This window comes from Crocosphaera sp. Alani8, from assembly GCF_038442745.1.
In the GTDB taxonomy this organism is placed as follows: domain Bacteria; phylum Cyanobacteriota; class Cyanobacteriia; order Cyanobacteriales; family Microcystaceae; genus Crocosphaera.
This window is the reverse complement of the sequence record NZ_JARVCN010000071.1, coordinates 1-11728: the sequence shown is the minus strand read 5'-3', so window position 1 is coordinate 11728 and position 11728 is coordinate 1. Positions and strand designations below refer to the sequence as shown.

Here is an 11728-nt window from a genome sequence, read left to right as displayed (position 1 = left end):
TTTGGCCTAAGTTTTCGCAGCGAGTGACCCCTGGCTTTTTGAGAAGATACAGGAACTGCATTTTGATACAACCGATAAACAGGATCTGACTCGGCATTACCTGGGGCAATTTACTGAAGGATGGCTGCGATGGATTTATCTGCGGGAGGGAATAACGCTACTGATTGAGAAAACACAAAATCGAGATCGGCTTCTCTTAAAGCTTCCTGAAGAGGTGCGCCCATTGACATGGCATTTTATCCTTTTCGGAAAACAGAAAACTGTGGACTTTACTTCTTTGAGAGAAGCCAGCTTTTCCATTAATAAAGGAAGATTCCTTCTCCACGGTAGTGGTCTCCTCGATGCATATACTGATGATTTTACGGATACGGGTCCCTTCCTTTTTGTTACCATTTTTGTTGAGCCAGAAGTGTTGCGTTCTTTTGTAAGCGATTCATCGGAAGAGTTGCCCAAAGCACTCAAGCATTTGATTAGACCGAGGGAAATTGCTTGCTATAAGCGTGTTGGGCAAACATCACCAATGATGAACGCGTTGTTGCAGCAAATTCTACAATGCCCTTATAAAGGGCTGACCAAGCGGATGTATTTAGAAAGCAAGGCCATAGAACTGATGGCCTTGTTAATTGAGGAAGAAACCAATATTCACCAGAGCGAAACTCAGGCTACTTTACTCGATCTCGACTACCGAGATCGCATTCATTACGCCCAAGAAATCTTGATAAAAAACTTGACCAACCCACCATCACTGATGGAGTTAGCTCGCCAAGTGGGGATGTGTGACTACAGTCTTAAACAGGGCTTTAAAGAGGTGTTCAATACCACCGTATTTGGCTATTTGCGAGATCGCCGTTTGGAAAGAGCCAAAGAGTTACTTTTAGAACCTTGCATGACTATTGCTCAAGTGGGGCGTACTGTCGGTTATGATAGCCACTCTTCTTTTACCACCGCTTTTAAGAAGAAGTTTGGAGTAAGTCCAAAGGCTTATCAAATATCAGTGAGAAAGTAACATACCTGAGTTCGGTATTAGGAGTTAGGAGTTGAGTCTTTCTTGAGGAGATAAGACGAAAAATTGTCTGATAGCAATTTTCTTATGCATAGATTACAAATTCAGAGAAAAATAGTCCCCACACTTCCCACCCCTCCCTGTTACTGAGCGAAGTCGAAGTACACTCCCCACCCTCACTAAACCGAGATTTTGATACACACAATTGAAAACTGCTATGAGAGAGTATTTGCTGAATCATTATTATATTCCCTCTGCCTCCTGCCTTCTGCCCTCTGCCATAAAATATTAAAATAAAGAATTAAGCTGCTTATTTTCGGACCTATTAGTCCTCACAAAATATCCTCAAAAATGACGAATACCCCTGTTTATCTCAAACCTAATGTGATTGTCGAACCCTTGATCAATCAGTGGTATGCTTGGTCATATCTAGTTTCTCCTGCTACGGCGGCCATGTATGTGACAAAATCTCACCTAGAAATGATGGAATCCTTCGTGGTTGCGCCTCAAGTCCATCGTTCAGCATTAAAAAATCCTGCTATGATTGGGGGTCCTTTTATTAACTACGATGAGAGTAGAGTAGGAGGAATTAAACAGTTATTGGCAAGGACAAAAACAGAACAAGCACGGTTAATTAACCTAGCAAAATCAATCGATAAACTAGAACAAATTTTAAACCAAGAAGGTACAGGTTATTCCTTAGAACCTCTATACAAAAAAGTTCCTGACCCATTAAAAGGCTATGTAGAATTGGTTTATGATAGTTACAATAATCCATCAATTCGCTTTATCGAAAGATTACTTTATCATAGTCCTTATTACAACCCCCAAAATCAAAGCATTGCCCTATCTTTAGAAAACCCCGATCGCCGTTCTTTTGTTCTTAGTACCCCTCGTTTACCTTCTGTGCAAAATTTGCACATTAATATACCTTTTAAAGCCAAAAAACTAGATCGCTTATTGACTATGCGCCATACGGCTCGGTCTTACGCCGAAATTAAGGACATTTTAGCCATTAAATCCCATCAGGAAGCCCTTTTTTCCTCTTTTTTTACAGAGGAAGTTCCTCGAACAACCCCTAAATATGAAGGAGAAGGGGTAAGAGTCCGATACTTTGGCCACGCTTGTGTCCTAGTGGAAGCAGCAGGGGTAAGTATTCTCTGTGATCCCCTCATTAGCAACGAAAACCCCACAGGAATACCCCGTTATAGTTATGGGGATCTACCTCCTCATATCGATTATGCTCTGATTACTCATAATCATCAAGACCATGTAATGTTAGAAACCCTTTTACAAATACGCCACAAAATAGGTACAGTAGTAGTCCCCAAAAGTAATAAGGGTTTGTTGGTAGATCCTTCTTTAAGACTAGCTTTAGAATACATTGGGTTTACAAATGTTAGGGAAATAGATGAACTGGATAATATCCATATTCCTGGGGGGAAAATTATCGGTTTACCCTTTTTAGGGGAACACGGAGACTTAAATATTGCAGCTAAAACGGCCTATTTAATACAGTTAAAAGAACGTTCAATTTTATGTGCGGCGGACTCCAATAATATTGAACCCAAACTTTATGATCATTTGTACGATTTATTTGGTAATTTAGATGTCTTGTTTATTGGGATGGAATGTGACGGCGCACCCTACACCTGGGCTTATAAACCGTTATTAAGCGTAACCAGTGCGAGGAAAATGGCAGAAACAAGACGACTGGATGGATCTAATGCTGAAAAAGCGATAAAATTGGTGCAAAGGTTTGCCCCTGAACAAGTTTATGTTTATGCAATGGGACAAGAACCCTGGCTGAAATATATTACTTCCCTCAACTACACAGAAGAGTCTCGTCCTATCATTGAGTCTAATCAACTGGTAAAATATTGTTGTAATCATAATATTATTAGCAAACGATTATTGGGTCGCGAGGAAATGTTTTTAGAAGAAGGAATTAGGGGTTCTTCACTCCGTTCCAATCATCTTTTGGTGCGCGATCAGAACTCAGACTCTAGGGGGGATACAGAAATGGGATCGACTAAAGAAAAATCCATAAACGAGTTTTTAGGGGAGTTGGAGGCGTTAGATATAAAATTACGGTTAGACGGCGATCGCTTGCGTTGTAATGCACCGAAAGGGGTGTTAACGCCAGCTATTCAAGGGGAACTGAAGGCCCGTAAACCAGAAATTATCGCTTTTCTTACTCCAGCTAAGACACAAGCTAACTTAAAAGCTGAGGCAGTTCTCGACCCCTCAATCATCCCTCCAAACCCCTATAAAATAGCTTCTGAACCCACGAAAATCTTTTTAACGGGAGCCACAGGGTTTTTAGGCACAGCACTGCTCTACGACCTATTAAAACAAACGTCAGCTACTTTTTATTGTTTAGTCAGGGAAGAAACCCCAGAAGGAGCAAGAGAAAAACTTTGTAACCGTCTAAAACTACATTATGCTTGGGATGACAGCTTTACCCCTCGGATCATTCCCCTGATAGGAGACTTATCCAAACCCTTGTTAGGACTTTCTCAAGAACAGTTTGAGCGCATAGGCAAAGAAAGCGAGGTAATCTACCATAATGGAGCTTGGGTTAATCATACCTATCCCTATTCCCGTTTAAAATCTACCAATGTTTTCGGGACTCAAGAAGTGTTAAGGTTAGCCTGTGAAGGAAGAACAAAACCTGTTCATTTTATCTCTACCATTTCCGTGTTTAACCCCACCGATCTCTCAGAAAAACGGGTGATCAAAGAAAGCGATGAATTAGATCCCGAAGAACTTCCTTTAGGGGGTTACGCTCAAAGTAAATGGGTGGCAGAAAAATTGGTTACAATAGCCCAGGAAAGGGGTTTACCTACCTCTATTTACCGTGTTGGCCCTATTTCTGGTCACAGTAAAACGGGTCTTTTTAATCCCCACGATTTCCTGTATAAGTTAATTATTGGCTATGTTCACCTGGGATCTGCTCCAGAAGGTAAAATGCTCTTAGATATTTTACCAGTGGACTATGTAAGTCAGGCTATTATTTCTTTATCCAAGCAGTCAGAAACTCTCGGAAAAGCCTTCCATTTAATTCATACCAACCCTGTTTCTTCTGACCTCTTATTTGAACAACTGGAGGCAATGGGTTATGGTATCGAAAGGATTAGTTATGAGCAGTGGTACAATAAGTTATTGGGTGTAGCTAAAAGTTCCCCCAACCATCCCCTATATCCTCTAGTTCCCTTATTCTCTGCTGCACGCTCTGATGATGCTTCTACTAAATCGTTTAATTTAAAATTTGATTGTTATAATGCCATCGAGGGACTTAATAATAGTACCGTATCCTGTCCAGCTATAGATCGCAACCTACTTAAAACTTATATATCCTATCTCTTAGAAAACGGCTTTTTATCCCCGTTAAATAATAATTAGTAAAAGAACACCCAACTCTCCTAAACTCCCTAACCATGTTTACTGAAGACCGCTATACTGAATACGATACTTGGGCTTGGCTATATAACCAAACAATGGGACCTGAATATGGGAAAAACCAAGCAAAGCCCGTAGAAACTCTATTATTATCTCATTTAGGATCAGAAGCAAAACTACTAGACCTTTGTTGTGGAACCGGTCATTTAACCCAACAGCTAATAGAAAAAGGCTACCAAGTCACGGGATTTGATGGTTCCGAGAAGATGCTGAACTACGCCAAACAAAATGCTCCAAATGGGGAATTTGTTCTAGGTGATGCTCGTAAATTGGATTTACCCCAGGAGTTCGATGGGGTTGTTTCCAGCAGTGCTTCCCTCAATCATATTTTAAGTCTAGAGGATTTGCACAAAGTCTTTGAAAATGTTTACACAGCCTTACGGGAAAATGGATTATTCTTATTCGATATAAATCACCCCGAACAAATGAAAAAATGGTGGCAGGGGAAGATTGTCGAGGGAGAAATTAAAAATAGATACGCTTGGATGCTGGTTCCTAGTTATAACGGGGAAGAAAATAGCGGCGATTTTACCATTACTTTGTTTCAGGAACCTAACAGGAAAAACTTTTCTGTATTGTCCCTGATCAAAAAAACTTTATACAAACTTTTAAGCTGGAATCGGTTAATTGGGTTCCGAGTGAGACTATTAGCAAACTTTGCAGAATGGGAAAAAGATTGGCTGCGATCGCAAATGGTCTATAAAGTCAAAGGTCATAATCTAGAAAGTATCAAAAGTACTTTAGAATCTGTGGGATTTATCGATGTTAATGTCAAAACTATTGACGGAAATCAAAATGTAGATAGTAACCATTCTGCCTATTTTATTTGTCGTAAACCAGAGAAGAAATAAAGTTATGCAAGTCACTTCTAAGAGTAAATCCGAGATTCAGGAACAAGCCCTGAAAAACTTAATTGAATCCCATAACAAAAAAACCGCTAAATCAAAACAACTGGTTCAAAAAAATCGACCTGTTTTAGCCGATCGCAGCGCATTGGGAATTAAGTTTTCTCCTAACATCAAAGAAATTTGTTATCCTATCATAATAGAACGCTCCCAAGGTTCAAGAATATGTGATGTTGACGGCAACGAATACGTCGATATTTTGATGGGATTAGGGGTTAATTTATTGGGTCATAATCCCCCATTTATCAAAGAAGCGATCGCCCAACAACTAGAGAAAGGCATACAAGTCGGTTCTCAAACCATTCTAGCCGCAGAAGTAGCCCATTTGGTCCAAGACTTGACCGGTATGGAAAGAGTCACCTTGAGCAACACTGGAACAGAAGCTATCATGGCGGCTATACGTGTTGCTAGGACAGCCACAAAGCGCAAAAAAATAGCCGTGTTTACGGACTCATATCACGGTCACAGCGATCAAACTTTGGTGAGAGCAACCTTTGCCGAATACGCCAAAAAAGCCATTAATCGGAGAATATCTGAAAGAGTAGGCGATAAAGGCTGGTTAAGTCGGTTGGTACGTCCACTACAAACCCAACTGTACCATAACCTCAACCCCAAAGCTGTTCCGGCTGCCCTTGGTATTCCTCCCAGTCAAGCTAAAGATGTGCTGGTGTTAGAATACGGCAATGATAAATCCTTAGAGATCATTAAATCTCACCGCAAAGAACTAGCTGCAGTCTTAGTTGAACCAGTCCAAAGTCGTTGTCCCCAGATACAACCCCAAGCCTTTCTCAACTCCTTGCGACAAGTTACCCAAGAAGCGGATATCGCCCTAATTTTCGATGAAATGGTCACAGGGTTCCGTATCCATCAGGGAGGCGCACAGGCATGGTTCGGCATCGAGGCTGATATTGTAACTTACAGCAAAATTGCGGGAGGTGGTTTACCCCTCTCCATAATTGCAGGGAAAGCGGCTTATTTAGACGGTATAGATGGGGGTACGTGGAACTTTGGGGACGACTCCTCCCCGTCTGTTGAAACCACCTTTTTTGCCGGGACATATTGCAAACATCCCCTGTCCCTAGCAGCCGCCAAAACAATGTTAAATCACCTCAAAACCGAGGGGCCAACCCTGCAAGAAGAACTGAACCAGAAAACGACAAAACTGGTAACTCGTCTGAACGATGAGCTAGAATCGAGGAAAAAGCCCATGAGATTTGTCAATTTTGGGTCATTTTTTGCAATGGATCTGTCTCAGAGCGTTATTTCACCCTTAGCCCTCAGTTTACTGTCTTATTATTTAATCGGTAGAGGGGTGCATTTGCGACAGGGCGATCGAGGTGGTTTTTTATCTACAGCCCACAACGATGATGACATCAATTTTATCATCCAAGGGTTTCTTGATAGTATTGACGATTTACAAACAGGAGGATTTTTGGAGTAATTTAATTAGTTTGCTTTGAAATTAAATGTTTTCTAACTATTAAGGAGATTGATGAAAATGGCAGTTATCGGGAAATATTGTAAAGCATATCTTTTGAGAGATTTACGTCAATACAGTCAGTGGACTGAACAGCTAGAAAATATTAGAGAAGAAACTCAAGAGGCTGAGGAAAAAACAGTTCAAATAAAGAGAAAACTGACCGATGAAGACTTTCTTTATGTACAAGAAAACTATGTCGTTACCGATGGTATTTTCAAAGACGAAAATATTATCTTTGATGGAGTTACGGAAGAGTGGAAAGAATTTTGTCATAACACACTCAAGTTTGAAATTCCGTCATCTGTTGACTCTAATTAATCTCAACTAACTATGCCGTAAATCTCCAAAAGTTTTAACCACATAGAGTTGTGCAAATCCCAAAATATTTAGTATCATTGTAAATGTAAATAACTAATTGTAAAAACATGAATCAAGAGGACAGAGAAGACACAACAATCTATAGAGTTGTTGTTAATCACGAAGAGCAATATTCTATCTGGCCAGATTATAGGGATATTCCCGCAGGTTGGCGAGACACAGGAAAAAGTGGCCAGAAACAAATCTGTCTTGACTATATCAAAGAAGTTTGGACAGACATGAGACCTCTAAGTTTACGTAAACAGATGGAAAAATCTATTAAAGACTAGCTAGTCTTGAGTGGTAATTTAATTGTAAAATTTTAAAACGATTGATACCTAAAATAAAGTTGATTGTCTAGGTAAAATTTAGAGAAGCAACTTATAGGTTATCAGATGTTTATTGAATCCATAAAATATATCTAACACGGGAGTGGTAAAATTTAGAGAAGCAACTTATAGGTTATCAGATGTTTATTGAATCCATAAAATATATCTAACACGGGAGTTTTGACTCCTATTTTTTAAAGATAGAAAATTTATACCTCAAAAGTATGGGAACTGCTGTAAATAGTTTTAAAAGTGTAGAAATCGATGAACAAATCGACAGATCAATGGAGCAATCTTATCCTAACTATTTACTTGAGTTATTAGTTCCTTGGGATCTACCTACGGAACAGCAACTTAATGAACAAGATAGGGAAAATTTAACAAAAATACTCGATAATTTTTTACGAGTTTTAGAGCGGCCATGCCACGAAAAAGAACTGATTTCCCTAGACAAGATATTAGTTTCTCTTGAGGCAATAGAAGTATCTGCACTTGAGTCTATCTCAACAAAATCCCATCTTGAAGATTGGGAGATTACTGATTATGATAAATACTTTGACGTGAGACGAGTTGAAAGTGCAAAACCTGCCTTTTCTATATTAAAAGGAATTGTCAGCACTTATCATGCCTTTTTATTGCTTTATCATCAAAATCAACATCTTGATTCCCATCAAATAGAACTGCAAAAGCAAGGTTTTATTGCTTTTGCCCATTTAATAATTAGAGTATATGATTTGCCCTCAGAAGAAGTCTATCAGTCCGAGTAAATAAAGTACCTTAACTAAAAGCAGACGAACCGAGATCCGGGGGAACATCTTGCCAACGGCCAGGTCCAACAGCACGAACTGCCTCGGTTAAGCTCACGTCCCCTGTGTATAATGCTTTGCCAATAATAACACCGGTTACGCCGATCGCTTCTAGAGCTAGTAATCCTAAAACATCACTCAAACAACTAACCCCCCCTGAAGCAATGACGGGGATATCAATATGGTTAGCTAATTCTCGCAACGCTTCACGGTTGGGACCTTGCAGGGTTCCGTCACGATGGATATCGGTGTAAATAATAGCACTCACGCCAAATGTGGCCATTTGTTGGGCTAAGTCCACCGCTAACACTTCCGAGGTTTCTAACCATCCTCTGGTAGCAACTTTCCCGTTACGAGCATCAATTCCTACTGCAATGCGGTTAGGAAAAGCCTGACAGAGTTCTTGCACCAAGGAAGGGTTTTCTACTGCTACAGTGCCGATAATAGTGCGATCTACCCCTAAATCGAGCAGTTGGGAGACACTTTGGCGATCGCGTAATCCCCCTCCCACTTGTACAGGAATGGAGATTGCTCTAACGATCGCTTCTATGGTATCAAGATTGACTGGGTGACCTTGTTTTGCCCCATCTAGGTCCACTAAATGTAAACGGGTTGCCCCTTCATCGGCCCATTGACGAGCGACTTCTACGGGATTTTCGTTATAAACTTGGGATTGTTGATAGTCACCTTGGTAGAGACGAACACAGCGTCCTTCTAGCAGATCGATCGCAGGGATAACATCCATGAAAGGTATATTGTTTGGTGTTTTCAAATATTATCATTTTATCAAAAAGGAACACATTATATATTAAAAGAAGATTAGGAGTAAAGAGTCGACATTTTTGTGAACAGTTGACAGTTAATTTAATTAATTTGGGAGAAGGTTACAATGTATATTTAAAGAATAGAGTTTACTAACTTTAGAAGTTTTCAAGAACTTTCTCTAGACTTACCTAAAAATTGGTACTATAGTCCATATTGTGGCGCAGTTATATCTTATTTACGGAATTATACCTAAAGTTAAAAATTGTGAACAAATCTTGTTCTCAGTCCTGAAACTTTATTTAAAAAAGTTCGTTTATCAGTGAAATCCCAGTGGTCTTATGGAAAGATTAAATAATAAAATTAAACTAATTTTTCATCAAAGTTACGAGTTTAAAACTTAAATATTGTTCAAGAGTGTGAGAAAAAACTACTAGTTGATTAATTTTAATCAGTGAAGCTTATTCTTACAATTCTGGGGAAGTTAAGGTGAGGTTAACAATCTATTCTAATACTTAAAATTATCTCTAAAATTCATAAATGTTTTAAGATTCAAGCTTATAATGAATGACATCAGAAATTATCTAATAAGCTTTTTTCTGGGGAATTCTGGCAATTATTTTTCTGTTTTCTAAAAATGTTCTCTATTAGGAAATAATCCCCAAAAACTCAGTCTAATAAATAGTTAGACTCATGGCTAAACAGTCAAGAAATCCTACTCTTTAAAGGCACATACAACTCACTTCTGAGGTTGAATTTATGCAATAAAGCTAATGCTTAAATCAGCAGAATTTCTGCTAAATAATGCTATTTGACCACATACTAGACACACAAGACATGATTAACTTCTCGATTATTAATGAATGGAACAACGGTTTTACTGGTAGTTTGTCCATTACAAATACAGGTACAGAACCAATCAACGGCTGGATTATTGAGTTTGATGCACCATTTGAAATTACGAACCTTTGGGATGGCGGAATCGTCAGCCAAAACGGAAATCGCTATGTAATTCAAAATGCTGCCTGGAATTCGACAATTAACCCTGGTCAGACCATCTCATTCGGATTTAACGCGACAAAATCCGATGGAATGACGATCAAGCCAACAAACTATCAACTCAACGGAGTTGACCTGGTTGATCCAAATAACCCAGGTGACTCTGGAGACAATGATCATAACGGGGATATACATAATCACGATCATGGGGATGAACACAACCATGATGAAGACCCATTACCCAATGATGACCCTCAAGATCCTCTCACCGATGAAGGATATAATCATGATCATGGGGATGAACACAACCATGATGAAGACCCATTACCTAATGATGACCCTCAAGATCCTCTCACCGATGAAGGTCAAATTTTCTACAGCGATGGAAGCAACCAACGCATAAACGACTTCGACCTCTCCCAAGACAGAGTAGATATTGGACCCGATTCGATCCACAATCAAATCCCCATTGATACTGTTGATGGTCTGGTGTTCCAAAATATGTTTAACCCCAACCGCTCCCTAACACTGGTTGGGATTAATCTTAAAGACCTCAAAGCAGAAAACTTTACCCCCATCTCCGATGCACACTTGCAACAAGACCTGAGTGCAGCTTTAGCATGGGAAAACGGCACAGGCTATATCAGAGAAAATACCGTTTATGTTCGTTCCCATGAACAAGGATTAGAAGAAATCGTCGAATTTAATCCAGAGACTGACCGCATTAGCTTTTTCTATCTCAGTGTGCGAGGGGATAATCAACTCAACTTTGCGGTAGAACAAACGGCTCTTGGGGTGAGGTTTTATAGTCCGATTACAGGGCAAAGTATAACCCTTAGCGGAATTGAATTCTCGGATTTGAATAGCTCACATTTTGAGTGGAGAGCAAATCAACTAGAAGACAATATCGCAGGTCGCATGGGACTATCGGATAAAATAGCCAACTTTACTATTGTCTCTGACAATGTATTCAGTGGCAAAAGTGTGCCTATGGCAGGGTTAGTGGACAGAGCACCCTATCACATCAACTATCCCGATTACACAGGTGAAATTATAGGCTCTAATCCTCCACCAGATGACCCAGTAGATCCACCAACTGATCCACTAGACCCACCAATTGATCCAGTTGATCCACCAGTAGATCCACCAACTGATCCAGTTGACCCACCAGTAGATCCACCAACTGATCCAGTTGACCCACCAATTGATCCAGTTGACCCACCAGTAGATCCACCAACTGATCCAGTAGATGACCCAGGAGACCCGCCAACTGATCCAGTAGTTGATCTACCAGTTGACCCCATAACCTCGGACTACGAAGTAGATTTTGCTATTACTAATAATTGGGGTAGTGGATACCAAGGTGAAGGAAAAATCACTAACAATGATACTAGCCCACTCAATGGCTGGACTATTGAGTTTGAATTTTCTGGCAACATTACTCAAATATGGGACGCAGAAATTGTCAGTCAAAATGGGGACACTTATGTAATTAGGAATGCAGTTTATAACGGCACAATCTCTGCTGGTCAAGAGATATCTTTTGGATTCTTAGGAGATGGTTCTATTTCTAATACCAAATCCGCTCTTGTTATACCCTTTATAAGCTAGAATAGGCAGATGTC

The 11728-nt window shown here is 39.8% G+C and carries 9 protein-coding genes; 8 read left to right on the top strand and 1 reads right to left on the bottom strand.

What is annotated here, in order from left to right:
• Nucleotides 1-223 precede the first annotated feature (223 nt).
• The 7 genes from P9B04_RS05445 to P9B04_RS05415 all read left to right on the top strand — a co-directional run bounded on the left by P9B04_RS05445 (nucleotide 224) and on the right by P9B04_RS05415 (nucleotide 8303).
• The gene (locus P9B04_RS05445) at nucleotides 224-1006 is read left to right on the top strand and encodes an AraC family transcriptional regulator (protein WP_342053987.1); all 783 of its coding nucleotides are present in this window, start codon (nucleotides 224-226) and stop codon (nucleotides 1004-1006) included.
• 348 nt (nucleotides 1007-1354) lie between these two features.
• Nucleotides 1355-4408, top strand: coding sequence for a thioester reductase domain-containing protein (locus tag P9B04_RS05440; protein WP_342053986.1), 3054 nt, complete (start codon nucleotides 1355-1357; stop codon nucleotides 4406-4408).
• A gap of 35 nt (nucleotides 4409-4443) precedes the next feature.
• Nucleotides 4444-5316: a class I SAM-dependent DNA methyltransferase gene (locus P9B04_RS05435; RefSeq protein ID WP_342053985.1), complete on the top strand. Its 873-nt coding sequence runs from the start codon at nucleotides 4444-4446 to the stop codon at nucleotides 5314-5316.
• A 4-nt stretch (nucleotides 5317-5320) separates the two neighbouring features.
• Entirely contained in the window at nucleotides 5321-6811 is a 1491-nt protein-coding gene (locus P9B04_RS05430; protein WP_342053984.1) for an aspartate aminotransferase family protein, read from the top strand.
• Between the two features lie 57 nt (nucleotides 6812-6868).
• The gene (locus tag P9B04_RS05425; protein WP_342053983.1) at nucleotides 6869-7168 is read left to right on the top strand and encodes a hypothetical protein; all 300 of its coding nucleotides are present in this window, start codon (nucleotides 6869-6871) and stop codon (nucleotides 7166-7168) included.
• 107 nt (nucleotides 7169-7275) lie between these two features.
• A complete protein-coding gene (locus P9B04_RS05420; protein ID WP_342053982.1) occupies nucleotides 7276-7497 on the top strand; it encodes an MbtH family protein in 222 nt (73 codons plus the stop codon).
• A gap of 263 nt (nucleotides 7498-7760) precedes the next feature.
• Nucleotides 7761-8303 (top strand): hypothetical protein, encoded by a 543-nt coding sequence (locus tag P9B04_RS05415; RefSeq protein ID WP_342053981.1) that lies wholly within the window; start codon nucleotides 7761-7763, stop codon nucleotides 8301-8303.
• A 10-nt stretch (nucleotides 8304-8313) separates the two neighbouring features.
• Here P9B04_RS05415 and hisA read toward each other — a convergent pair whose 3' ends face one another.
• The gene (hisA, locus tag P9B04_RS05410) at nucleotides 8314-9087 is read right to left on the bottom strand and encodes a 1-(5-phosphoribosyl)-5-[(5-phosphoribosylamino)methylideneamino]imidazole-4-carboxamide isomerase (protein WP_342053988.1); all 774 of its coding nucleotides are present in this window, start codon (nucleotides 9085-9087) and stop codon (nucleotides 8314-8316) included.
• Nucleotides 9088-9908: 821 nt separating this feature from the next.
• On the opposite strand from hisA, the gene P9B04_RS05405 reads away from it, so the two are divergent.
• Entirely contained in the window at nucleotides 9909-11714 is a 1806-nt protein-coding gene (locus P9B04_RS05405; RefSeq protein WP_342053980.1) for a cellulose-binding domain-containing protein, read from the top strand.
• Nucleotides 11715-11728: the final 14 nt, after the last annotated feature.

Excerpts from the sequence above, each read along its gene's own strand:
- P9B04_RS05440 (WP_342053986.1), top strand. The coding sequence starts at position 1,355 with ATGACGAATACCCCTGTTTATCTCAAACCTAATGTGATTGTCGAACCC.
- P9B04_RS05425 (WP_342053983.1), top strand. The coding sequence starts at position 6,869 with ATGGCAGTTATCGGGAAATATTGTAAAGCATATCTTTTGAGAGATTTA.
- P9B04_RS05435 (WP_342053985.1), top strand. The coding sequence starts at position 4,444 with ATGTTTACTGAAGACCGCTATACTGAATACGATACTTGGGCTTGGCTA.
- P9B04_RS05430 (WP_342053984.1), top strand. The coding sequence starts at position 5,321 with ATGCAAGTCACTTCTAAGAGTAAATCCGAGATTCAGGAACAAGCCCTG.
- P9B04_RS05405 (WP_342053980.1), top strand. The coding sequence starts at position 9,909 with ATGCTATTTGACCACATACTAGACACACAAGACATGATTAACTTCTCG.
- P9B04_RS05420 (WP_342053982.1), top strand. The coding sequence starts at position 7,276 with ATGAATCAAGAGGACAGAGAAGACACAACAATCTATAGAGTTGTTGTT.
- hisA (WP_342053988.1), bottom strand. The coding sequence starts at position 9,087 with ATGGATGTTATCCCTGCGATCGATCTGCTAGAAGGACGCTGTGTTCGT.
- P9B04_RS05415 (WP_342053981.1), top strand. The coding sequence starts at position 7,761 with ATGGGAACTGCTGTAAATAGTTTTAAAAGTGTAGAAATCGATGAACAA.